16 protein-coding genes are annotated in these 23,064 nt (G+C 71.9%); 6 read left to right on the top strand and 10 right to left on the bottom strand.

Going from position 1 to position 23,064, the window contains the following annotated elements:
- The first annotated feature begins 132 nt into the window (after window positions 1-132).
- The 3 genes from abc-f to IG64_RS13080 all read left to right on the top strand — a co-directional run bounded on the left by abc-f (window position 133) and on the right by IG64_RS13080 (window position 4,139).
- Window positions 133-1,767 carry a ribosomal protection-like ABC-F family protein gene (gene abc-f / locus IG64_RS13090; RefSeq protein WP_037855239.1) on the top strand — a complete coding sequence of 545 codons (1,635 nt, stop codon included), beginning with the start codon at window positions 133-135 and terminating at the stop codon, window positions 1,765-1,767.
- Between the two features lie 81 nt (window positions 1,768-1,848).
- Window positions 1,849-3,504: an ABC-F family ATP-binding cassette domain-containing protein gene (locus IG64_RS13085; RefSeq protein ID WP_037855237.1), complete on the top strand. Its 1,656-nt coding sequence runs from the start codon at window positions 1,849-1,851 to the stop codon at window positions 3,502-3,504.
- A 77-nt stretch (window positions 3,505-3,581) separates the two neighbouring features.
- On the top strand, window positions 3,582-4,139 hold the full coding sequence (locus IG64_RS13080) for a CGNR zinc finger domain-containing protein (RefSeq protein ID WP_037855236.1): 558 nt from the start codon (window positions 3,582-3,584) through the stop codon (window positions 4,137-4,139).
- A 464-nt stretch (window positions 4,140-4,603) separates the two neighbouring features.
- Here IG64_RS13080 and rpmF read toward each other — a convergent pair whose 3' ends face one another.
- Window positions 4,604-4,780, bottom strand: a complete 177-nt coding sequence (gene rpmF, locus IG64_RS38725; protein ID WP_078883963.1) for a 50S ribosomal protein L32 — start codon at window positions 4,778-4,780, stop codon at window positions 4,604-4,606.
- A gap of 753 nt (window positions 4,781-5,533) precedes the next feature.
- Here rpmF and IG64_RS13075 point away from each other — a divergent pair.
- The gene (locus tag IG64_RS13075) at window positions 5,534-7,723 is read left to right on the top strand and encodes an AfsR/SARP family transcriptional regulator (protein ID WP_078883983.1); all 2,190 of its coding nucleotides are present in this window, start codon (window positions 5,534-5,536) and stop codon (window positions 7,721-7,723) included.
- Between the two features lie 23 nt (window positions 7,724-7,746).
- Here IG64_RS13075 and IG64_RS13070 read toward each other — a convergent pair whose 3' ends face one another.
- Window positions 7,747-8,265 carry a sigma-70 family RNA polymerase sigma factor gene (locus tag IG64_RS13070; protein WP_063758797.1) on the bottom strand — a complete coding sequence of 173 codons (519 nt, stop codon included), beginning with the start codon at window positions 8,263-8,265 and terminating at the stop codon, window positions 7,747-7,749.
- A gap of 382 nt (window positions 8,266-8,647) precedes the next feature.
- Here IG64_RS13070 and IG64_RS42140 point away from each other — a divergent pair, with 382 nt between their 5' ends.
- Window positions 8,648-10,027: an RICIN domain-containing protein gene (locus tag IG64_RS42140; RefSeq protein ID WP_234438497.1), complete on the top strand. Its 1,380-nt coding sequence runs from the start codon at window positions 8,648-8,650 to the stop codon at window positions 10,025-10,027.
- Window positions 10,028-10,108: 81 nt separating this feature from the next.
- Here the strand turns inward: IG64_RS42140 and IG64_RS13060 are convergent, their stop codons facing one another.
- The 8 genes from IG64_RS13060 to eccD form a co-directional block, all read right to left on the bottom strand.
- A complete protein-coding gene (locus IG64_RS13060) occupies window positions 10,109-10,522 on the bottom strand; it encodes a hypothetical protein (RefSeq protein WP_037855232.1) in 414 nt (137 codons plus the stop codon).
- Entirely contained in the window at window positions 10,515-10,937 is a 423-nt protein-coding gene (locus IG64_RS13055; RefSeq protein ID WP_037855230.1) for a YbaB/EbfC family nucleoid-associated protein, read from the bottom strand. Before IG64_RS13055 ends, IG64_RS13060 begins: the two co-directional genes overlap by 8 nt.
- A gap of 93 nt (window positions 10,938-11,030) precedes the next feature.
- Window positions 11,031-14,060 (bottom strand): AAWKG family protein, encoded by a 3,030-nt coding sequence (locus IG64_RS42840; RefSeq protein ID WP_037855228.1) that lies wholly within the window; start codon window positions 14,058-14,060, stop codon window positions 11,031-11,033.
- 32 nt (window positions 14,061-14,092) lie between these two features.
- Window positions 14,093-14,542 carry a type VII secretion system-associated protein gene (locus IG64_RS13045; RefSeq protein ID WP_037855227.1) on the bottom strand — a complete coding sequence of 150 codons (450 nt, stop codon included), beginning with the start codon at window positions 14,540-14,542 and terminating at the stop codon, window positions 14,093-14,095.
- A 37-nt stretch (window positions 14,543-14,579) separates the two neighbouring features.
- Window positions 14,580-14,876 carry a WXG100 family type VII secretion target gene (locus tag IG64_RS13040; RefSeq protein WP_158771549.1) on the bottom strand — a complete coding sequence of 99 codons (297 nt, stop codon included), beginning with the start codon at window positions 14,874-14,876 and terminating at the stop codon, window positions 14,580-14,582.
- Window positions 14,877-14,949: 73 nt separating this feature from the next.
- Window positions 14,950-15,333 (bottom strand): WXG100 family type VII secretion target, encoded by a 384-nt coding sequence (locus IG64_RS13035; RefSeq protein ID WP_037855224.1) that lies wholly within the window; start codon window positions 15,331-15,333, stop codon window positions 14,950-14,952.
- A 166-nt stretch (window positions 15,334-15,499) separates the two neighbouring features.
- Window positions 15,500-17,005, bottom strand: a complete 1,506-nt coding sequence (gene eccB / locus IG64_RS13030; protein WP_037855223.1) for a type VII secretion protein EccB — start codon at window positions 17,003-17,005, stop codon at window positions 15,500-15,502.
- Between the two features lie 19 nt (window positions 17,006-17,024).
- Window positions 17,025-18,425: a type VII secretion integral membrane protein EccD gene (eccD, locus tag IG64_RS13025; protein WP_037855222.1), complete on the bottom strand. Its 1,401-nt coding sequence runs from the start codon at window positions 18,423-18,425 to the stop codon at window positions 17,025-17,027.
- A 405-nt stretch (window positions 18,426-18,830) separates the two neighbouring features.
- Between eccD and eccCa the strand changes: the two genes are divergently transcribed.
- Window positions 18,831-22,853: a type VII secretion protein EccCa gene (gene eccCa / locus IG64_RS13020; RefSeq protein WP_078883962.1), complete on the top strand. Its 4,023-nt coding sequence runs from the start codon at window positions 18,831-18,833 to the stop codon at window positions 22,851-22,853.
- The last annotated feature ends 211 nt before the right edge of the window (window positions 22,854-23,064 follow it).

Raw genomic sequence — 23,064 nt, 5'->3', positions numbered from 1 at the left:
GGCAGGCCACCGGCCGGTGCGTACGAGGCGCCGCCGAAGTGGTCTCTGTGTCGTTCCCTCATGCCATCCAGTCTTCCGTCGGGGCACACCTGTCTCGCGTGCGCCCCGTCCTCTCCTCACGAGGTCACCTTCATGTCCGACGCCTCCGTCGTCTGCTCGAACCTGTCCTTCGCCTGGCCCGACGACACGCCCGTCTTCCAGGACCTGTCCTTCACCGTCACCCCCGGCCGCACCGGCCTCGTCGCGCCCAACGGCACCGGCAAGTCCACCCTGCTCAAGCTGATCGCCGGTGAACTGCGGCCCGGCAGCGGGTCCGTGTCCGTCTCCGGCACCCTCGGCTACCTCCCGCAGTCCCTGCCGCTGACCGGTGATCTCACGGTCGCCGAGGTGCTGGGCGTCGCCGAGGTCATCCGGGCCATCGACGCCGTCGAGTCCGGCGACGTCGACGAGAAGCACTTCACCACCATCGGCGACGACTGGGACATCGAGGAGCGCACCCGCGCCCAGCTCGACCGCCTCGGCCTGGGCGCCCTCACCCTGGACCGCACTCTGAGCACGCTCAGCGGCGGCCAGGTCATCTCCCTCGGTCTCGCCGCGCAACTGCTCAAGCGGCCCGACGTGCTGCTGCTCGACGAGCCCACCAACAACCTCGACGCCGACGCCCGGCACAAGCTCTACGACGTGCTCGGGGACTTCACCGGCTGCCTCCTCCTGGTCAGCCACGACCGCGCCCTGCTCGACCGCATGGAGCGCATCGCCGAACTCGACCGCGGCGAACTGCGCCTGTACGGAGGCAACTTCACCGAGTACGAGGAGGCCGTCCGGGCCGAGCAGGAGGTCGCCGAGAAGAACGTCCGCAACGCCGAGCAGGAGCTGAAGCGGGAGAAGCGGGAGATGCAGCAGGCCCGCGAGCGCGCCGAACGCCGGCAGAGCAACGCCGCCCGCAACCTGAAGAACGCGGGCCTGCCCCGCATCTTCGCCGGCAACATGAAGCGCGGCGCGCAGGAGTCCGCGGGCCGGTCCGGGCAGGTGCACGCGGGACGCGTCAGCGAGGCCAAGGCCAGGCTGGACGAGGCCGGGCGCGCACTGCGCGAGGAGCAGCGCATCACGCTGGAGCTGCCCGACACCAACGTGCCCGCGGGACGCAACCTGTTCCTCGGCGAGGGGCTGCGCGTCCGGCTCGGTGACAAGGACGTGTTCACCGGGCCGGGTGTCGACCTGACCGTCCGGGGCCCCGAGCGCATCGCGCTGACCGGCCCCAACGGCGCCGGGAAGAGCACGCTGCTGCGGCTGCTGAACGGCGACCTGACACCGGACGGCGGCGAGATCAGGCGGGCCGACGGACGGATCGCCTACCTCTCGCAGCGCCTCGACCTGCTGGACCTGGACCGTACGGTCGCCGAGAACTTCGCCGACTACGCGCCGCAGCGCCCCGAGGCCGAGCGGATGAACCTGCTCGCCCGCTTCCTCTTCCGCGGCGCGCGCGCCCACCTGCCCGTCGGGGTGCTCTCCGGCGGCGAGCGGCTGCGCGCCACCCTGGCGTGTGTGCTGTGCGCGGAGCCGGCCCCGCACCTGCTGCTCCTGGACGAGCCGACGAACAACCTCGACCTGGTCAGCGCGGGCCAGCTGGAGAGCGCCCTCAACTCCTACCAGGGCGCCTTCGTGGTGGTCAGCCACGACGAGCGGTTCCTGCGGGAGATCGGTGTGAACCGCTGGCTGCGGCTGGCCGGCGGCGAGCTGAAGGAGACGGGAGCGCCCGAGGTGTGAGCCGCCGGTGTGCCGATCCGGCCCGTGTGAGGCGTACGCCGCCCCGCGGGCCGCGCACCGACCGCACCGGAGGGTGTCCCCATGTCTCAGCCCGCCCTGCTCGCCCATGACCTCGTCCGCACCCTCGGCGACCGCCGGGTGCTCGACGGTGTCTCCCTGACCGCCGCCCCCGGCCACCGCATCGGTCTGATCGGGGAGAACGGCGTCGGCAAGTCCACCCTGCTGCGTCTGCTGGCCGGGACGGACGAGCCCGACGCCGGCAGCGTCACCCGCCCGCCCGACCTTGGCTTCCTCCAGCAGGAGATGCCCTACGACCCCGGCACGACGATCTCCGGCGTCCTCGACGACGCCCTGCGCGAGGCCCGCGACGACCTCGCCGAGCTGGAACGGCTCACCGAACAGCTCGCGCGCACCGCGCAGGACGCGCCGGAGTACGCCGTTCTGCTCGACACGTACGGCGCCCGGCTCGAACAGGCCCAGGAGCGGGAGGCGTGGGACGCCGACCGGCGGGCCGCACTCGTCCTGGACGGCCTCGGCCTCGGCGGCTTCGGTCACGACCGGACCCTCGGGTCGCTGTCGGGCGGGCAGCGCGGACGGCTCGCGCTGGCCGCGCTGCTGATCCGGCGTCCCGCCGCGCTGCTGCTGGACGAGCCGACCAACCACCTCGACGACGAGGCCGCCGCCTTCGTCGAGGAACAGGTGCGCGGCCTGCCCGGTGTCGTCGTGGTGGCCAGCCACGACCGGGCCTTCCTGGACGCGGTGTGCACGGACCTGGTCGACCTCGACCCGGCCGTGGACGGGCCGGTCCGTTACGGCGGCAACTACAGCGCCTACCTGGCGCAGAAACGTGCCGAGCGGGAGCGCTGGGAGCGGCGCTGGGCACAGGAACAGGAGGAACTGGCGGCGCTCAGGGTCACGGCCCAGGTGACCGCGCGCCGGGTGGCCCCGGACCGGGGGCCGCGCGACAGCGAGAAGATGGGGTACGGCCACCGGGCCGGCCGGGTGCAGAGCCAGGTCTCCCGGCGGGTGCGCAACGCTGCCCGGCGGCTGGAGGAACTGGAGCGTTCGCAGGTCGGTGAGCCGCCCAGGCCGCTGCGGTTCGCCGGCACGGCGCTGGCGGCAGCGGCGGCCGAGGAGGAGGACGACGGGCCGCTGGTGTCACTGGACGGCGCAGGGGTGCCGGGACGGCTCGCGCCGGTGTGTGCCCAGGTGTCGGCGACCGACCGGCTGCTGGTCACCGGCGGCAACGGCGCGGGCAAGTCGACGCTGCTGGCCGTGCTCGCCGGGCACCTCGTGCCCGAGGGCGAGGTCCGGCGGCGCGCCGGGCTGACGGTGGGGCTGCTCGCCCAGGACACCGTCTTCGACCGGCCGGAGCGCACCGTCCGGGACACGTACGAGCAGACGCTGGGCGCCGAGCGGGCCGACGCGGTGCCGCTGTCCTCGCTGGGGCTGCTGCACGAGGCGGACCTGGACAAGCCGGTGGGCCGGCTCTCGGTGGGGCAGCGGCGGCGGCTCGCGCTGGCGCTGCTGGTGGCCCGGCCGCCGCGACTGCTGCTGCTGGACGAGCCCACCAACCACCTCTCGCCGCGCCTGTGCGACGAACTGGAGGCGGCGCTCGGCACCGGGCCGGGCGCGATCGTGCTGGCCAGCCATGACCGCTGGCTGCGCGAACGCTGGCAGGGCCGGGAGATCCGGCTGGGCTCCGCACGGGAAGGGCGGGTCGGCGCGGTACGGTGAACCCCGCACACAACTGAATACCGGCTGAACAGGTGACGACTCTTGCAGAGGCGGCGGTCACCTGTCAAAATGGTGACATGAATCTTGACCATGTCTTCGTGTGCGGCAATCCGGTCCTGGATTTCGCCGCTACACTGCGTGCCCGTCGTACGCTGCAGTTTGAAATGTTCGTGACACCCGATCGCCTGGACGCCTGGTTCCTGGAGTCCGGCGTCGTGGACGCCGTCACGCCCAGCGAGCAGGCCGACGTGGACCAGGCGACGGCCCTGCGCGAGGCCATCTACCACCTGGTCACCGCGCGCCGTCTCGGGGAGGAGTACGAGGCCGACGCCCTGGAGCTGGTGAACAGCACGGCGCGCACGCCGTCCGCGGTGCCGCAGCTCACCCCGGAGGGCCGGCGGACCGAGGCGACGCCGCAGGAGGTGCTGTCCACCCTCGCCCGCACGGCCGTCGAACTGCTGAGCGGCCCGGACGTGCCGCTCCTGAAGGAGTGCGGCAACCCCGAGTGCACCCGCGTCTACATCGACCGCTCGCGGGGCATGCGGCGCCAGTGGTGCGGCATGGAGTCCTGCGGCAACAAGATCAAGGCGGCCGCGTACCGCGCCCGCAAGAAGGGCGCGCCCGCGGCGGCCTGAGAGGCCGCACGGCCGCGTGGCGAGCGGGCCGGGCCGGCGCTCCCGGGCGGACGCCGTGCCGGTCCGCGCCCACACACGCCCGCCCGGCGGCCCCTCCCCGGTCAGACGTGTCGTGACAGGGGAGGGCGGTCGTCGCCGGTCCCTTCGGCGGGCAGGCCGCGGGCGAGGCTCTTTCCGTAAGTGTCCCCCCCCCCCCCCCCGAAGGCGGGCTCCTCACTCCCCGGCGCCCGCTCCCCCTCGTGCGGTGCGCCACGTGTGAGGGACTGCGGCACGTGTGGGGTACAGCGGTGCGCCGGAACTCCTCCGGACCGGCCTGGAGGCTGCCACGACAGCAGGTGCCGACCGACCGGGGCCGAGGCCGGGCCGATGAGGTCAAGGGGCGAGGCAGGAAAGGGAGTTGACGGGGGCAGGGGCCGGCCGCGGGAACGCGGCCGGCCCCTGCCGCACGAGGAGGATGCGGGACGTCAGGAGGCGGGGGGAAGCACCTGACGGCCACGGTACGTTCCGCAGTGCGGGCAGGCGATGTGCCCGGGGGTGGGCCGACCGCACGCGGGGTTGGCGCAGGCCACCAGGGCGGGCCTGGCGGCCTTCCAGTGGGCCCGCCGGTGACGGGTACGGGCGCGGGACTTCTTGTGCATCATGAGCGGTGTTCCGGTTCTGTGTGTGCTCTCCCGGGGCACGTCCGGGTGTACCGGGACCTGCGAGGCCGACGGGGCACCGGACGGGGTGCGGGGAGGCGGGGTTCGTCCAGGGTGGCTGCGGAACGGCGAACGCCTCGGTGCACTGCGACGGAACCCCAGGGCCGTCCGTCACATCTCCGCCTGCCCCGCGACGCCGGGCGGACGACAGGAATGTGACGACGTGGCCTGGCGGCGGGTCCACGGCATCCACGGCACATGTGCCGGGCCGGCTCGGTGTGCGAGGGCACGCCGAGCAGGTGAGAGGAGCCGACCTGCGCTCAACGGTCCTCTGCGAGGGAGACCCGGAGCAGTACGGTCGGCGATTCGCCGTGACTAGGCTCTGTCGACTTCGGTAAACACATCGGGGACATTAGCAAGCCGCACACTTGTCGGCAACCCGCATGGCCTGGCACGGAACACGTCACTCGGAGGCGGCCGGATGACGTAGAGTTCCGCGCCGCACACAGGCGCCGTTTCGCCAGTGACGAATGAGTGCTCCACCACTGACGGTCAAGTGACTGATGCCTCGACCGCCCGGCGCGGGGAAAGTGAAACGGCAGCCATTGGCACATACATCCGTCACACCCCGGTCGGTTGACAGCCGGCACCCACCAGTGGGACCGTTTCGTCACCGATTAAAGCGGTGACGACGAGCTGGCCGGTACGGCCGGGCGGACGAGGAAGGGCGAGGACGGCGACGGGATGAACGCGGCGGTGCGTTACTCGATTCTCGGGACGGTCCGCGCTGTGCGCGGGGAGGCGGAGCTGATGGTGGGCCCGCCCAAGCGGCTGGCGCTGCTGTCCCTGCTGCTGCTGCGCGCACCGGGTCCGCTCACGCTGAGCGAGGCCGTGGACGTCCTGTGGGAGGAGGATCCGCCGGCCAGCGCGGCCAATGTGGTGCACCGGCACATCGGTGCGCTGCGGCGGGTGCTGGAACCGGGGCTGTCCAGCCGGGCCGAGGCGGCACACCTGGTGCGCGCGGCGGACGGGTACCGGCTGCTGGTGGACGCCTCGACGTCGGACCTGCTGTGTTTCCGGGACCTGCGCGCCCAGGCGCGACGGGCGCTGCGGGAGGGGGATCCGGCAGGGGCGGCGCGATGCCTGGTGGAGGCGCTGCGATTGTGGCGGGGCCCGGTCGTGGCCGCCGGGACACCGGTGGCGGCGCACCCGGCGTTCGTGGCGGTGGGGCACGAGTTCGTGTCGGCGGTGAAGGAGGCCACGGACGTGGTGCTCGCCTCGGCCCCGGAGTGGGCGGAGGAGGTGCTGACCGTGCTGCGGGTGGCGGTGGACTGCCATCCCTTCGACGAGGCACTGCACTCACGGATCATCGGGGCGCTGGCGGCCACCGGCAGGCAGGCCGAGGCGCTGCGCCACTTCGAGGCGGTCCGCACGGTGCTGGCCGAGGAACTCGGTGTGGAACCCGGGCCCGTCCTGCGTGCCGCCCGGCAGCGGCTGCTGCGGCGCGACGGCGGTGCGGACACCCGCGGCGCGGACACCCGCGGGGGCGAGACCCGCGGGGGCGACATACGCGGTGGCGACATCCGCGGTGCCGGCCCGCGTGACCTGCCCCTTCCCGCACCGCGCGAACAGGCCGTGCGTGCCGCTCAACTCCCGGCCGACAGTGCGGTGTTCACCGGTCGGGAGACGGAACTGGCGCAACTGGACGAACTGCTCGGACCGGCCGGCGAGAACTGCCCGCCGGGCGCCGCGGCGGTCGTGTGCGGCATGGCCGGCATCGGGAAGACAACGTTGGCACTCCACTTCGCCCACCGACTGGCCGACCGCTTCCCCGACGGCCGGGTCCACCTCGACCTCCAGGGGCACCACCCCACCCGCGACCCCCTGGACACCCCGCAGGCCATGCGCGGCATCCTCGACGCCCTCGGCACCCCGCACGACCACCACACCAGCACCAGCGCGCTGACCGCCCTCTACCGCGCCACCCTGGCCGGACGCAGGCTCCTGCTCGTCCTGGACGACGCCCGCGACTGCGCACACATACGACCGCTGCTCCCCGCCACCCCCGGCACCCTGACGGTCATCACCAGCCGACGCCGCCTCGAAGGTCTCGCGGTCACCCACAACGCCCGCATCATCCCCGTGCACCCCATGAGCCCGGCCGAGAGCCTGCGCCTGCTGGCCCGGCGACTGGGCACCCACCGGACCCGTAGCGAACCCGACGCCGCCCACCGCATCGCCGGCCTGTGCGCGGGTCACCCCCTCGCGCTCACCCTCGCCGCCACCCGCGCCCAGACCAACCCGCACTTCCCGCTCACCGCGCTCGCCGCACACCTGGAAGCCCACGCCGGCACCCTCGCCGCCTTCACGGGACCGGACCCGCACACCGATCTGCGCCAGGCCCTCGACCGCACCCACCAGTTGCTCACCGCGGGTGCCGCCGCCCTCTTCCGCCTCCTGAGCCTGCACCCCGCGCCCGTCATCACCGTCGCCACGGCCGCCAGCCTGGCCGCGACCGACCCCGGCACCACCCACCAGCACCTCACGGAGCTGGCCGATCACCACCTCCTCGCCGAGACCGCCCTCGGGCACTACGCCCTGCACCCCCTGCTGCGCGCCCACGCCACCGAGCTGGCCCGCACCCGCGACACACCCGCGGAACGCTCCACGGCGCACACCAGGATCTGGCAGCACTACCTGCACACGGTGGAGGCGGCCGTGGCGCTGCTCGCCCCCGGGCACGGCCTCGCGGACCTGCCGCCGCCACTGCCCGGGGTGTGCCCGCAGCGGTTCTCCGGGCGTGCCGACGCGGCGGCCTGGACGGCCGCCGAACGCCCGGCACTGCTCGCGCTCGTACGGGACCCCGACCGAAGTCCCCGGGACGAGTCGCTGCGCAAGCAGCTCACCGACGCCCTCGGAGTCTCCTTACCCCCCGGTGCCCCCTGACACCCCGCCCGCGGCGGGCGCCCTCAGGCGGCCTCGGCCCGGGCCACGCTGCGCAGTTTGCGCAACGCGTTGTGCTGGCGGGACTTGACCGTTCCGGCCGGTACGCCGAGGAGGCCCGCCGTCTCCTGGATGGTCCGGTCACACAGGTATATGTGCACCAGGACGGCACGGTGCTCGGGCGACAGCCTGCGCAGCAGCGGTCTGGCGACCAATGTGTCGTGCACCGACTCCGTGCCGTCGGCGCCGGTTGTCGGATCGTTGTACGTTGCTCCGACCACTTCTCTGCGGGCGTGCGGCTTGCGCACCCAGTCGATGACCAGGTGCCGCGTCACGGTGAAGAGCCACCCCCTGATCGAGCCCTCCATCCCCAGCAGTCGGTCGATGTTCCGCCAGGCGCGGATGACGGCCTCCTGGACCACGTCCTCGGCGAGCCCGTGATCACCCAGCATCTTCTCCGCGTAGGAGACGAGTCCGTCGCGGTGTTCCGTCATAATGGCCCGGAGCAGGTCTGCTCGGTTTACAGCCGTGGGGGGCGTAGCCATAATTTTCTGAACCATCCTGGCTCTGTGTCATGCAGCGACCGGGGACCGGATCTGGTCCCCGCATACGCATATAAACAAGCCAAGGTGCCAGAAGACTGTCGCTTTTGTGACGCCTTCATGCCGTGCCATACGTATGACACGGCATCCGGGTCGGGGAGCGGAGCGCACAGGGGGAACGGCGCCGCCACACATGGCGTCCACCGCCCGCGCGGCGCACCGCCTCCCCTACCCGCGGCCGAAACACATCACACGGAATGAGTCGTATGTCACATGACTCGGAACCACCATCCGGAAACACCCCATACATGTGTGCAGCCCCGCTCCCGGGCTGCCGGGCGACCCGGTACGCCGCACGGGTTCTGTGCTCCCCGGAAGGAAGCTCATGACAGCTAGCGAACCGTCCCGGCCGGTTCGGGCGGTGCCCGCGAGCGTGCCGGTCGCCGCCGCCCCGGACGGCGCCGCACCGGCGGCGAAGAAGCGCGGCTCCGCGAAACGCGCCGGGGCCAGACGCCCCGAGGCGAACACCGCCGGGTCCGGCGGCGCCACCGGCCCGAAGGCCGGAGAGGCCGCACCGGACACCCCGGCGGCGGGCGAGGGTGCCGCTGCTCCCACGCCCGGCGCCGCCTCCTCGTCCGCTGCCGGGACGAATTCCGGCACGAAGTCGCCGGCCTCCGGCCGGGCTGCCGGCCAGGCCGGCTCCGGCGAGGGAGGCGACAAGAAGCGCGGCGGGGCGGACACCGGCCGTCCCGGGCCCGAGGCCGGGGCCGCGGCAGCCGCGGGCGGCACACCCGCCGGCTCCGCGTCGCCGGCCGGCACACGCGTGCGGCGCACCCCCCGCGCGGTCCTGCGCGGCACGCACCGCGGCGTCCTCACGGCGGCGGCGGTCGCGGGCGTCGTCCTGGTGGCCGGTGTGGTGGTGAGCCTGCGCGGCTCAGGCTCGACCGACACCACGGCCGCGCGGGACTCCGCCGCCTCGGTCCTGGCGCCCGACGCCGGGGACGGGCCTCGTGCGGACGTCCCCGGCGTCCTGCCGGTGCCCGACACGAGTCCGTCCGCCCACGCGTCCGGCGTCCCGGGCAGCTCCCCGCCGGGACAGGCCCGTCCGCAGTCCGTCACGGGTCCCGCCGGCTCGGGGAAGGGTTCCGGGCCCGGCGGTGGGGCCGTCGTGTCCGGCGGCGGCAAGGCCGGGAAGGGCGGGGGTTCCGGGCCCGCGGCGGGCGCGCCGGCCAAGGGCGGCGGGACCAAGTCCTCCCCGGCGGCCCACTCGTCCCAGCACACCTCGGGCTCCTCCGGGACCGCGGGGGGCACGAAGCCGGGCTCCTCGTCGGGGACTTCGTCCTCCTCGGGGTCCTCGTCCGGGTCCTCGTCCGCCTCTGTCTCCGGGGTCGGGATCTTCGGCCACGCGTCGGGCCGTTGCATCCATGTCGTGGGAGGCAGGGGCAAGGACGGTTCCCCGCTGGACATCCAGGACTGCTCGGGCGCGGCCTCGCAGAAGTGGACGTTCGCCGCCGACGGAACGGTACGGGCCTTCGGCCTGTGCATGGACGCGGCGGGCGCCTCGACCTCCGACGGCACGACCGTCCAGCTGGCCTGGTGCAACGGCGGCCCCGCGCAGCAGTTCCGCCTCAACGTGCGGCACGACCTCGTCAGCGTACTCGCGGACAAGTGCGTGGACGTGCGGGACAAGCAGACGGCGAACGGGTCCCGTCTGCAGCTGTGGTCGTGCGCCGGCACGTCCAACCAGAAGTGGTCCAAGCGGTGAGGGACCGGGCGTCCTGAACGACGCCGGGTCCGTGCGCCGTCCGGCGGCGCACGGACCCGGTGGGCGAGTCGGGGGACGGGATCAGCCCCGGCCGCCGTGGTGCGGGCCCGAGTACGGCGGGGGCACGTCGCCGTAGCCGGGAAGCCCGTCGCCGTAGGTGGGCAGCGGCTCGTTCAACGCGTCCTGGATGCGCCGCAACGCGTCCTCCTGGGCCTTCTTGAAGTCCTCGCCCGCGCCCCGGGTGAGAGCGGCGGCGGAGTGGATCGCGTTCGCCAGCGCGACGACGGCATCGCGGAGCTGGGTGTGCACCGGGATGTAGTTCACCGCGAACTCGTGCCCGTAGTGGTCGTTCCCCCAGGGCGGGTCCTGCGGATCGTAGGCCGTCTCCGTGGCGAAGGTGTCGGCCGCCTTGAGGGCCGCGCCTCCGATCTCGTCGGTGGCGTCGCCGCCGGCCAGCAGCCGGTTGGGTTCGACCTTCAGTTCGCTGTCAGCCACGGCTCTTGCCCTCGTCCCGGCGCGGCGAGAGCGCGTCCGCGAACGACTTCGGGTCCAGGAGCCGGTCCAGGTCGAGCCGGTCCAGGAAGCTGCCTCCCTGTTCGCCCGGTGCGGAGCCGCCCGCTGCCTGGAGGATGGCGGTGGCGCGGGCCGTCGCCTCGGACCGGGCCCTCGTCAGGGCCTCCAGCACGCTGGTGGCCAGGGCCTTGCCGGTCATCTCCTTGAACTTGTTGTTCGGGAACCGCAGCGCCGACGCCTCACCGCTGATCCCGACCGTCGCCTCCACCGAGCCGTCCTTGGAACGGGCCGTCACGGAGATCGTCTTCATCTCCTCCCTGGCCTTGAGCAGGGACTCGTGTTTCCTGGTGAACGCGGAGAGTGCGTCCTGCAGTTCGCTCCCCGTGGGCCTGTCCATGATCGCTCCTGTGTGTCTGTGCCGGCCGGTGCCATCGGCGGACGGCCGGCGGCGGGACCACACGTGTTCCCGACGTGTGATCCCGGTCTCCGGTCAGTGTCCGATGGAGGCGGGCAGCCCGCCGCCCTCGGTTCCCCACACGTCCTTGCCGTCCGAGGACCAGGACGTCCCGCTCTGCGTGGACATGCGGGACGCGCTCGGCATTCCGTACGGGGATTCCGTGGCCGGCCGCCGCGGGGCGAGCAGCTCCTCGGAGTCGCTCTCCTCTTCCTCCCAGTCCTCGGCCTCGTCCTGGGCGCCGGCCGGGGCGGGGCCGGGCATCCCGTGCTGGAAGACGGCGCCGTCCATGCTCTGGTCGTCGTACGTCTCACGGTTGCGCTCGCCGCCGCCGGAGCCGCCGCCGCCCTGCTGCTGGCCGCCCATGCGGTTCATGCCCGCCATCATCATCATCGGTGAGAGGAGGCCGAGCGCGTTCTGGCTGTCCGAGACGCCGGCACCGGCCGGGCCCCCCGCCGACGACCCGGCTCCCGCGGCGGCAGCGGCGCCGAGGCCCTCGCCCGCACCGGCGCCGAGTCCCGCCGAGGCCGCCGCGCCGGCCGGACTGGGCAGCGCCTGGAACTGGCCGTCGGAACTCGTGACCATGGCGCTGCCGTCGGTGAAGCGGGTGTGCGAGGTGCCGTCGGGCCGGTCGGTCACGACCGTGCCGTTGGGCAGGTGGGTCACCCGGTCCCCGGTCCCGATCGTCGGGAACCTGTAGGGGTCGGGCACCTTGATGTCCGAGTGGCCCGTCAGCGTGTTGCCGCCCTTGCCGGGGCCGGTGGGGTTCGTGGTGGTGACGGTCCCGTCCCGGTGCACCGTGGTGGTGCTGCCGTCCGGGTGACGGGTGATGATGTCGCCCTTGCTGTCGACGGTGGTGGTACTGCCGTCGGCGTTGGTGATGCTCTGGCCCGGCTTGATGTGGCTCGTGGTGGTGTGCCCCTGGGCGTCGGTCGTGGTCACGTCGCCGTTGGGGTGCACCGTCACGTGGGAGCCGTTGGCGCCGTTCGTGGTCAGGCTGCCGTCGGGGTTGAGGTGGGAGACCGTGCCGTCCGGAGAGGTGAGCTGGATCTGCCCGTCGGGCTTGACGATCTCCGAGGAGCCGTTGGTGAAGGTGGTGGTCTTTGTGCCGTCCCCCGCCGTCTGCGTCAGACTGCCGTCCGCGTTGCGGGTGATGCTGGTGCCGTCGGGGTTCTTCACCGACTCCCCGACACCGAGGTGGCTGGTGACGGTGTGCCCGTTCGGGTCCACGGTCTTCACCGCGCCGTCGGGTGTGACCGTGCGGACGGTGCCGTCCGGGAACTTCGTGGTGAGGCTGCCGTCGGCGTTGCGTGTCGTGGAAGTGCCGTCGGGGAATGTCGTCGTCACACCCGTGCCGGTACGCGTGGTGGTGCTGCCGTCGATGTTGCTGATCGGCAGACCGGTGCCGAGGCCGAGACCGAGACCGTTCGGGAACGGGTTTCCCGTGGGTGAGTTTCCGCCGAGGAGGTCGGACGCCCCGTTGGTGAACGCACCGCCACCGTCGGGCCCCTTCAGTCCGTTGAACAGGTCACCGCCACCGCCGGTCAGGTCGCCGCCACCACCGGTGAGGTCGCCGTGGCCACCGGTCAGCCCACTGTTGAAGTCGCCCAGGCCGGAGTTGAAGTTGTTGAACCCGTCGCTGATGCCGCCACCGAGATCACTCAACCCGGAGTTGAAATTGTTGAACCCGTCGTTGATCCCGCCACCGAGGTCACTCAGGCCGGTGTTGAAGTTGTCGAACCCGTCCTTGATCCCGCCACCGAGATCACTCAACCCGGAGTTGAAGTTGTCGAACCCGTCCTTGATCCCGCCACCGAGATCACTCAGCCCCGTGTTGAAGTTGTCGTTGAGCTTCTTGAAGCTCTCGTTGAGGTCGTTCCCGCTCTTCTCCTGGATCTCCTGGTTCACGTCGTTGGTCAGCGAGGTGTTGGACGTGTCCTCGAAGGCGAACGCCGTGTTCCAGTTGGGGTCCAGCTCGTGGTTGAGCATCTGCTGGAGAGAGGTGACGACCCGGTGCGCGGGCTCGTCCAGATTCATCTCGAGGTTCTTCGTCCACGCGTCCCGGGCCGATGCCGCCACATTGGCCCACGTACTCGTGTCCACGAAAGCCCCGTAATAGGAGCTCTCCGAGTAGTTGGCGGTGTCCACCGCGAATTTCTTGCCGTTCGTGGCGACGGTGTGGGCGTTGACCGTGTTGATCCACTGCGCCATGGACCGATAATGAATCTTGAGAACGTCTTTGGGGTCGGCCGGCAGACGGTATCCGATGACGCGGCTGTCCGGCCAGACCACGGGTACCTCACCCGCCTGCCCCCAGAGGAACTTGTAGTAGGCCTGGTAGAGTTCCCAGAACGCCTCGTAGACAGCACGTTCCGCCGCGATCAGCGAATTCGCGTGGAGCGTCGCCGGTTCGAAGGTCGGGTCCGACGCCGCCTTGTACCTCTGTGCCCCCTCGGGGAGCATGAGCTGCCGGGTGTAGTTCTCGTACTTCGCGTGCAGGCCGTCCAGCAGATGGTAGAAGGCCCCGGCGGCAGTCCCCTTCCACGCGGCCTGCTCGTCGCCGAGGTCCTTCTTCCACCTGTCCAGCGTGTCGGTGTGATCCTTGAAGAATCGCCCCGTCTTGTCGAACGCCTCCGCGAGCCTGACGAAGTTCAGCAGATCGACACCCTCGTCCGCGGTGGGAGCACCGGAGACGGACGGGTTCTCCTCGACGGAGGTGTGCCGGGACACCAGGTTCGTCAGGGCGCGCAGCGGGTTCGTCAAGTAGTCATGGACCGCGTCGTTGGCGACGTACTGGATCTCCACCTGCCACTTGGTGATCCCCGTCCCCTCCAGCTTGCCGAGCTTGAAGTTCTCGACGTGGAAGAACTCCAGGTGGTACCCGTCTTCCTTCTCCTCCTGGTGGAGCACGAGAGGATCCGACGGCTTGACGTCGCCGATCTTCTTGACGTCGACGTTCACCCAGACGGCATTGCTGTCACCGTTGCGTTGCTGGATGTCCTTGCGTTCGGGCATCCGCCAGCCGGTCATCTGGGTGATGGTGTGTTCCCAATTGTCCGTCGGCATGATGCCCCTACTCCGTCCAGACGGTCACGTGCTCAGTTCTTGGAGGTCGGCGGCGTCTGGCTCGCGTTGCTGTTGCCACCGCCCAGCGCCGCCTCGTAACCACCGAGGGCGGTCAGGAACTTCTGTGCGTCGACCTCGGTGAGATTGTGCTGCTGCGCCTTCCTCATCGTGGTGATGACGTCATCCAGCTTGAGGTGGAGTTCCCCGAAGGCCGTGACGTGCTTGTTGAGGACCTTGTCGACGGCGCCGGCGGCGTTCTTCATCCGCCCGGACAACGCCTGCATGCCGGTGCTCTCGTCCTGCTCCAGGAAGCCCAGGCGCATGACGGGGGTCCTGGTCGAGAGCTCGAAAAGACTGGGTGACTTGGTGTCCGAGAGCCGTATGTTCTTCAGTTCCTCCTGGAACTTCGCGACACCGCCGTCGATGAATGCTTGGAGAGCGGCGAAGTCAAGCCGCTCCAGATGGTAGTCGTCGGCTGCCACTCATGCCTCCCGGTGCCGATCGCACACTGCCGTCGGGTCAGATCGTGATGCTCTGGAAGCCGTCCCGGTTCGACGCCGAAGCGCGGGCGAGCGTCACCATGTTGTTGTTCAGCGTGGTGGTGTGGCGGTCCAGAAGCGCCTTGGCGTTCCTCTGGCAGCGCTCCCAGGTCCGGTTGACGTCGTCGTACGCGGCCTTGTCCTCACCGATCCAGCTTCGGGTGTACCCGGCCAGGTGTTCCTGAAGATTGTCGATGGTCCTGTTCATGATCGCCGCCTGCTCCTCCATCTGCTGCACGACGGACTGAACGGCAGGAAAATTCGCGTCGATTCCCATGGCTTGCCTTCTTCTCCCAGTGTGTCGTCACTCTTGTTCTTGCACCCACGCGGCTGCGGCACGGGCAACGGGGTCAGGCGTGTTCCGGCGCCAGCGTGTGGAACGAGTGCGTGGAGTAGTCGGACCCGTCGAGCGCGGACGTCCGCCCGGAGGCGTTGGTCTCCTCGATGTTGGCCGCAAGGGCCCTGCGGTCCGTCGCGCTGCTGTGCTCCACCACGGTGATGATCTTCTGGGTGGCGGCGTTGATCTGCTCGAACTCGCGGAGCCAGCCGTTGATGACCTGGAGGTACGCCTGGCCGTCCTCGCCGCCGTAACCGCTGGAGAGCTGCGCACGGAGCCCTTCCACGGCCTGGTGCACGCCGTCGAGCGTGCTCTTCGCCGTGGTCAGCTCCGAGTGGATACTGCTGTACGTCTCGTCCGACGACTTCTTACCTGCGTCCATCGGGACCGGGCTCATACCGTCTCCTCACCTCGAACGTACGGCTCGTCCGTCCGGTCCTTCGGCAGTGACACCGGACCACGAGCAGGGATGGGGGCGGGAGACGTCGTGGCGCCGACAGACCTCCCACCACATATCTAACACGAGATACATGCGGTTGGGGTTCACATCAACGGACCGTTTCTCAGGCGGATTTGCCGGCGGCCCGGCCGTCCCGGCCGCAGGTAGGTGTGCCGGTGACCGACACATGGCCGGTGGCGGCGCTCGCGGGGGAGAGATCGGGGCCGGTCGGAAGCATGTTCAGCAGCGCGGCGGGCAGGCCCTCGGCGGCGGTGAGGTCGTAGCCGAGGTCCTTGGCGGCGTCCGCGCTGGGCAGGCGGTACTTCACCCCGCTGTCGGTGACGAGGTAGGTCGCGGTGCCCGTGCCGCCGCCCGAGCTGGTCAGGGCACGCACCAGACCGCCCCCGCCGGGGGCCACGGCGATGCCGTCGACGGCGAGGCAGGCGGGCGCGGACGCCTTGAGCGGGGGCAGGGCCTGGTCGGTGAGCGAACGCACCGGCACCAGGGCGAGCGTCACCTGGAGTGCCTGGGTGCCCTGTGCGTCGAGGCCGACGCAGACGCCGGCGGAGTCGGGCACCGTCAGCAGGGCGGGGGGCCGCTGCGGCAGCCGGGCTCCGGACTGCCGTACGGCCTCGGCGGAGGCCGAGCCCGTGGCGGCGAGGGTGCCGCCCAGCGCCTGCGCGGAGAGCGCGACGGCCGCGGGGGCGCTCGCCGGGTACGCCTTCTCCTTGGTGCGGTGGTCGCCGAGCACCAGGGCCGCCTGCGTGGCGGTGAGGGGAACCAGACCGTCGCGGCCGAGCACGTAGTACCGCTGCGCGGAACCAGGTGTCTGGACGGTGAACACCTGGCCCACCCTGGTCGCGTGTCCGTCCAGATGCGGTCCGGCCGAGCCGAGACCGGCCAGCGCGGGCGCCGTGAGGTCGGCTCCGGCCGGGACGCCGTCCAGGAAGGCCGCCGAGACGGTGAGCGGGTCGGTGCCGCCGTAACCGAGCGCTGCCAGCGCGGACTTGCCCCCGGGGATGCGGAACCTGTTGTCCTGCCACAGCAGGTAGGGGTCCCCGTCCGGCCCCTTCACCAGCACACCCTGGTCGGAGCCCACCCCCACGCCGTCGTGCTCCGCGTCGACCGCAAGCACGGTCAGCGGCTTGTGCGCCCCGGACGCGGTGACCTCGGTCGCGGCACACACCTGCCAGGGATGCGCGTTGAGGGAGGCGGCGTCAGGCAGCGAGTCGGGGGCTCCGGGAATGCCGACCGGGTTGCCGTGACGGGCCTCGGCCAGGGACTGCGCGGACACCGAGACGGTCGACATGTCCGGGCCGAGCAGCAGGCGGGCGGAGGGGTAGTTGAGCACCGTGTGGAGCCGGCCGTCGTAGACGTAACGGGTGCCCGTCCCCTTCTCGACGATCAGCGACTTGCCGCTGCGCCAGGAGGTGTTGCCGCCCGGCTTGATGAAGCCGAACAGGAGGAAACCGGCCGCGAGGACGACGGCGACGACCATTCCGTAGGTCATGCCGCGGTTGGTCCGCCGGGCGGGCGGCTCGGCCAGGTCGGGGTCGGCGCGCAGCAAGCCGGAGGTCAGCCGGGACACCAGGAACTGGTGCGCCATGACCTGGTCGCGTCGGGACTGCATGGTGACACTCCTCGGAAGTTCAGCCGTTCAGGCCGCGCAGGCTTCGGTAGACGTCCAGGACCCACAGCGTCATCGGGAGCAGCGCGAGGGCCGCGGCGGAGTGGAGCAGGTCGCCGGCGCGGCCCCAGTAGGGCAGCAGCCGGCGCCCGGGAACCGTCCAGCACACGACTCCGGCGAGCGCGGCGGCGGCGAGCAGGGCGGCGGTGCCCAGGAGTTCACCGCGGGTGCCGTGGGCGCGGGCGAGCTCGACGGCGAGGAACACGCTTCCCGCACCGGCCGGCAGGACCAGGGCGATCCGCTGCCAGGAGGTTCCCAGGGTGCGCGCGTGCAGGGCGAGCAGGAGAGCCAGGAGCAGGGACGTGATCGTCTCCGGAAGGCCCGGCCGGGTCGCCATGGCCGCAAGGCAGGCCGCGCACACCAGGCCGACGGCACCGTACAGGCCGGTCATCCACTGGTCGACCGCGGCCGCTCCGGCGGCCACGTCCTCCTCCGTGCGCGGTTCGATGCCCTCCTGGAGCTGGTCGGGGTTGGTCGGCAGCGGTGGCAGGCGCAGCCCGGACAGGGAGAAGGACATCATCGGGATGAAGGCTCCGAAGAGCACGACGCCGACCGCGACGGCCGAGGCGGCCTGCGGGAAGGTCACGTCCAGCCCCAGCATGACGCCGCCGCCGAGGACCCCCGCCACGCAGACGACGCCGGCGGCGGCGAACACCACGGGGTACCCGGCCACCATTGCGGTGGCGAGCACCAGCCCGACCGCCCCGGCGGCGCCCGCCGCGACCAGGTGCGCGCCGACGGTGCGCGCCGCCCCGTCCCCGGGCCGTCCGGCGCCGGTCAGCAGCGCTCCGGCCACGGCGAGGAAGGCGGCGCCGGACAGGCCGAGCAGCACCCCGCCCGGGCGGTCGTCCAGGACGCGCGCCGCCGAACCGGCGCCGGACAGGGCCAGCAGGGCGGCACCCGCGGCGAGCACGGCCCGGTCGCCCGCCGCCCCGCCGGAGGTGGCCAGCAGGACCAGGCAGCCGAGCAGCGCCGCGCCCATCAGGGCCCGCAGCACCCAGCGGCTGACGTCGGGTGTCCAGGCGTGCGGGAGGCCCCGCACGGCGGCGGAGACGGCTTCGAGCAGGCTGTCGTAGCGGACCGGCGGAAGCTCCTGGCGCCGGGGGCGCAGCAACAGCGTCTCGCCCTCGCGCAGTTCGAGCGAGGCGGGTGTGCCTTCCAGGTCCAGGGGGCTGCCGCCGATGCGCTGGAGGGCCCAGCCGCCGTTCTCCAGGCCCTGTTCGGCCAGGTCCTCACCGGCGTGCGTGGCGATCACGGGCAGCAGGTCCGCGATGGGGACGTCGGCCGGTACGGCGAGGTCCAGGGTCTTCTCAGGGGCGCGCACCGTGAGACGGCACAACCCGTTCATCGAGCCTTCGCTCATGAGGGCAACAGCCTTCCGGGGGACATGCACGGCCATGACCGGACCGCGGGCGGGCCTGCCGCCGGGCATGGCGAGGTGGTCTGGGAAGCCGCTTCGTCCCGGCGCGGGCGCCAGCGGGCCGGGGCGGAGCGTGAGGCGGTCGAGGGCATGCCGGGTGCCTTCGCCAACAGTGCCTGACAGCAGATACTCTCATGGCCACAAACGTGTTTTCACCGTGAGTCTCCGGGACCGTGCCCGGCACCGGCGCGTGCCGCCGCGGCGACACGTGGCGCACACGCCGTTCCCAGCCGGGGCGGACCGGGTGCGGCGCTCTCGCGGTGAGCCCCGCCCAGGCCCCTCCCCCCTCAGCACCGGGGCCCCGGTTCTTCCGCCCCGTGCACACGTGAAGGAGAGACCCAGTTGAGCGTGGTTTTCTTCCGCAGGCCCGTCCGTCGGCGCGGCCCGGACCTGCCCGACGGCGAACTGGCTCTCCAGGAGCCACCGACCCTGTCGGAGGCCACACCCTCCTCGTCGGCCGGCCTGCTGACGTATCTGCCGATGGCGGGCATGTCCGTCGGCATGGTGCTGCTGTACACACGTATCGGCAGCGGCACCGGGCCGGTCATCTACCTCGTGGTCGGGCTGATGCTGCTGTCCATGATCACGATGCTGGTCGGGCAGCTGGTGAAGTCCGGTTCCGAACGCAAGCAGAAGATGCAGGGGGTGCGCCGCGACTACCTGCGCTACCTCGGCGGGATGCGGCGCAAGGCACGGGCGGCCGTGGCCGAGCAGCAGCGCGCCCTGGCCTGGAGGCACCCGGAGCCGGAGGAGCTGTGGTCGTTCGCCGCCACCACCCGGCTGTGGGAGCGCCGCGCCTCCGACGCCGACTTCGCGGAGGTGCGGCTGGCCGTCGGTGACCAGCGGCTCTCCCTCCAGCTGGTGAACAAGGCGACCAAGCCCGTGGAGGACCTCGACCCGCTGACCGCGCACGCGCTGCGGGCCTTCATCAACGCCTACTCGACCGTGCCCGAGCAGCCGATCGCGCTGTTCCTGCGCGCCTGGGCCCGCGTGCTCTTCCAGGGCGAGCGGGCGAAGGTGCTGGCTGCCGCGCGCGCCCTGGTGGGGCAGTTGGCGGTGGCCCACACCCCGCAGAACCTGATGATCGCGTTCTGTGTGGCTCCCGAGCACCGCCCGGACTGGGAGTGGGCCAAGTGGCTGCCGCACGCGCTGCACCCGGACGAGACGGACGGCGCGGGCCCGGCCCGGCTGATCACCTCGGCCTTCACCGAACTGGAGGACCTGCTCGGTGAGGAGTTCACCGAGCGCTCCGGTTTCGAGGCGGGTGCCTCGCCGACCGCCGACGAGCCCTACGTGGTCGTGGTGCTGGACGGCGGTCAGGTGCCCGAGGGGCATCGCGCGGCCCGGGCCGGTTTCCGCAACGCCGTCGTCGTGGACCTGGGCGGGGGGCTGCCCTGGCGGCCCGGTCGTACGGTGCTGCGGCTGCGTGTGGAGGAGGGCGAGCCGGCGGAGCCGGGGCAGCCGGCGTACGACGAGCTGAAGATCGTACGCACCGACCGGGACCGGAAGGAGACGACGATCCCGCTGGGCCGTGCGGACCGCCTCGGTCCGGCCGCGGCGCGGGCGCTGGCCGCCCAGCTCGCCCCGATGCGGACCGGGGCGACCGCCGAGGCCGCGCAGCCGCTGTCCACCGACATCCAGCTGACCGCCCTCCTGGGCATCCCGGACCTGCACCGGTTCTCCCCCGCCGAGTACTGGGAGCGGCGCGGCGGCCAGCGGCAGCGCCTTCGGGTGCCGATCGCGGTGGGCGCGGACGGGCGGCCGGTCGAGCTGGACCTCAAGGAGTCCGCCCAGGACGGCATGGGACCGCACGGCATGCTGATCGGCGCCACGGGTTCCGGCAAGAGCGAGTTGCTGCGCACCCTGGTGCTGGGACTGGCCCTGGCCCATTCGTCGGAGACGCTCAACTTCGTGCTCGTCGACTTCAAGGGCGGTGCGACCTTCCTCGGTTTCGACGAGCTGCCGCACACCTCCGCGGTGATCACCAACCTGGCGGACGAGGTGTCGCTGGTGGACCGCATGCAGGACGCCCTGCGCGGTGAGATCCAGCGCCGGCAGGAACTGCTGCGCAGCGCGGGCAACTTCACCTCGGTCCTCGACTACGAGAAGGCGCGCGCGGCCGGCACTCCGCTGGAGCCGCTGCCCAGTCTCCTGGTGGTCGTGGACGAGTTCAGCGAACTGCTCGCCGCGCACCGGGAGTTCATGGACCTGTTCGTGGCCATCGGCCGGCTGGGCCGCTCGCTGGGTGTGCACATGCTGCTGGCCTCGCAGCGGCTGGACGAGGGCCGGATGCACCAGCTGGAGGGCCATCTCTCCTACCGCATCGGTCTGCGCACGTTCTCGGCGATGGAGAGCCGGGGCGTGCTCGGGGTGCCCGACGCCTACGAGCTGCCGTCGCAGCCGGGCGCCGGATTCCTCAAGAGCGGTGTCGAGCCGCTGACCCGGTTCCGGGCCGCGTACGTCTCCGGGCCCTACCGGCAGAAGGTGGGCGCGCTGGCCCAGGAGAAGATCGCCGGTCAGGTGGTGCCGTGGACCGGGGACTGGGTGGGCGGACGCGACGACACCGCCGCCGAGGAACCCGCGGCCGCGACGACGGCCGGTGCGGACGAGGAGGAGGCGGACAGCCTGATGGCGGTGGCCCTCGACAGGCTCCGCGACTCCGGGCCGCCGGCGTACGAGGTGTGGCTGCCGCCGCTGGGCGAGCCGCCGACCCTGGACGCGCTGCTGCCGCCGCTGATCCCCGATCCGGAACTGGGTCTGACCACGGCCGACTGGGAGGGCCGCGGCAGGCTGCGGGTCCCCCTCGGCATCGTCGACAAGCCCTTCGAGCAGGTACGCGACCTGCTGACGGTGGACCTCGCCGGCGCGGGCGGCCACGTGGCCATCGCGGGCGGCCCGCAGAGCGGCAAGTCCACCCTCGTCCGCAGCCTGATCACCGCCCTGGCCCTCACCCACACCCCGCGCGAGGTCCAGTTCTACTGCCTCGACTTCGGCGGCGGCACCCTCTCCTCGCTGTCCGGCCTTCCGCACGTGGGCGGGGTCGTGGGCCGGCTGGAGACCGAACGGGTGGGCCGGACCCTGGCCGAGATGACCACGCTCCTCGCCCACCGGGAGCGGCTGTTCCTGGAGCACTCGATCGACTCCATGGCGACGCTGCGCCGCCGCCGCGCGGCCGGTGAGTTCCCCGAGGAACGGCACGGGGACGTGTTCCTGGTGATCGACGGCTGGCAGACGATGCGGCAGGAGTTCCAGGACCACACGCAGACGGTCGCCCAGCTCGCCACCAGCGGTCTGAACTACGGCATCCACGTGGTGACCGCCACCACCCGCTGGGCGGAACTGGCCACGGCCGTGCGCGACCAGTCGGGGACCAAGCTGGAACTGCGCATGGGTGACCCGCTGGACTCCACGATCGACATGCGGCGGGCCAGGACCGTGCCGACCGTGCCCGGCCGCGGTCTGACGGTCGACTCCAAGCTGCACTTCCTGACCACCCTGCCGCGCATCGACGGCATCGACGACGCGGCCAGTCTCAGCGACGGCGTCGCCGACCTGGTGGCGGCCGTGGCGGAGAGCTGGCAGGGCCCGTCCGCACCGCCGGTGCGCATGCTGCCCACCGAACTGGACGCGGCCCAGTTGCCGTCCGCGCCCGAGGGACGCCGCTTCCACATCGCGCTCGGTGTCGAGGAGACGCAGCTGGAACCGGCCTGGCACAACTTCGCCGAGACCCCGCACCTGGTGGCCTTCGGCGACAGCGAGTCGGGCAAGACCAACCTGCTGCGCCTGGTGGCGAAGGGGGTCGTCGAGCGGTTCACACCGGCCGAGGCCCGGATCCTGGTGGTCGACTTCCGCCGCGAACTCGTCGAGGCGGTGCCCAAGGAGTACCAGCTGGGCCACGCGGTGTCCGTCGACCAACTGGCCGAGTACGTGGACGGGGTGGGCCGGGCCCTGAAGACCCGCACTCCCGGGCCGGACATCTCACCGGCCCAGATGCGGCAGGCCGACTGGTGGGCGGGCCCCCGGCTGTTCGTCCTCGTCGACGACTACGACCTCGTCGCCAACCCGATGCGGCCGGTCTTCGAGCCCCTGCTGGAACACCTGCCGCTGGGGTACGAGGTGGGTCTGCACATGGTCGTCACCCGGGCCGCCGCGGGCGCGATGCGCGGCCTCAACGACCCGCTGGTCCGGCGCATGCTGGAGGTGAACACGCCCGGTCTGCTGATGTCGTGCCCGCCGAGCGAGGGATACCTCTTCAACAACATCAGGCCGAGGATCCTGCCGCCCGGCCGCGGCAGCTACGTCACGCGCCGCAGTGCGACGCAGATCCAGCTGGGACTGCTGCACGGGACGGAGGAGGACGGCATGGGGTAGGCCGAGGCCCCCTGAGCGGAACGGCGGCGGGGGGGACGACGGGGCCCGAGCGGGACCGGACGAGGTCCGGGAGCCGGACGCGTCCGGGCCCCTGCCCCGCTCTGTTCCGTACGGATCTCCGCGAGAGAGACCGCCCCGGCTCCGCGCGGGCCTGGACGGCTCCGCGCGGGCCTGGACGGCTCCGTGCGGGCCTGGACGGCTCCGTGCGGGC

The organism is Streptomyces sp. NRRL S-340, assembly GCF_000720185.1.
GTDB lineage: Bacteria > Actinomycetota > Actinomycetes > Streptomycetales > Streptomycetaceae > Streptomyces.
Note: the sequence above shows the minus strand (reverse complement) of the source record. Positions and strands in the feature narration are given on the sequence as shown.

Bases quoted from the DNA above. Each gene is read 5' to 3' on its own strand.
- abc-f (WP_037855239.1), top strand. From the start codon at position 133: ATGTCCGACGCCTCCGTCGTCTGCTCGAACCTGTCCTTCGCCTGGCCC.
- IG64_RS13085 (WP_037855237.1), top strand. From the start codon at position 1,849: ATGTCTCAGCCCGCCCTGCTCGCCCATGACCTCGTCCGCACCCTCGGC.
- IG64_RS13080 (WP_037855236.1), top strand. From the start codon at position 3,582: ATGAATCTTGACCATGTCTTCGTGTGCGGCAATCCGGTCCTGGATTTC.
- rpmF (WP_078883963.1), bottom strand. From the start codon at position 4,780: ATGATGCACAAGAAGTCCCGCGCCCGTACCCGTCACCGGCGGGCCCAC.
- IG64_RS13070 (WP_063758797.1), bottom strand. From the start codon at position 8,265: ATGGCTACGCCCCCCACGGCTGTAAACCGAGCAGACCTGCTCCGGGCC.
- IG64_RS42140 (WP_234438497.1), top strand. From the start codon at position 8,648: ATGACAGCTAGCGAACCGTCCCGGCCGGTTCGGGCGGTGCCCGCGAGC.
- IG64_RS13055 (WP_037855230.1), bottom strand. From the start codon at position 10,937: ATGGACAGGCCCACGGGGAGCGAACTGCAGGACGCACTCTCCGCGTTC.
- IG64_RS42840 (WP_037855228.1), bottom strand. From the start codon at position 14,060: ATGCCGACGGACAATTGGGAACACACCATCACCCAGATGACCGGCTGG.
- IG64_RS13040 (WP_158771549.1), bottom strand. From the start codon at position 14,876: ATGGGAATCGACGCGAATTTTCCTGCCGTTCAGTCCGTCGTGCAGCAG.
- IG64_RS13035 (WP_037855224.1), bottom strand. From the start codon at position 15,333: ATGAGCCCGGTCCCGATGGACGCAGGTAAGAAGTCGTCGGACGAGACG.
- eccB (WP_037855223.1), bottom strand. From the start codon at position 17,005: ATGCAGTCCCGACGCGACCAGGTCATGGCGCACCAGTTCCTGGTGTCC.
- eccD (WP_037855222.1), bottom strand. From the start codon at position 18,425: ATGAGCGAAGGCTCGATGAACGGGTTGTGCCGTCTCACGGTGCGCGCC.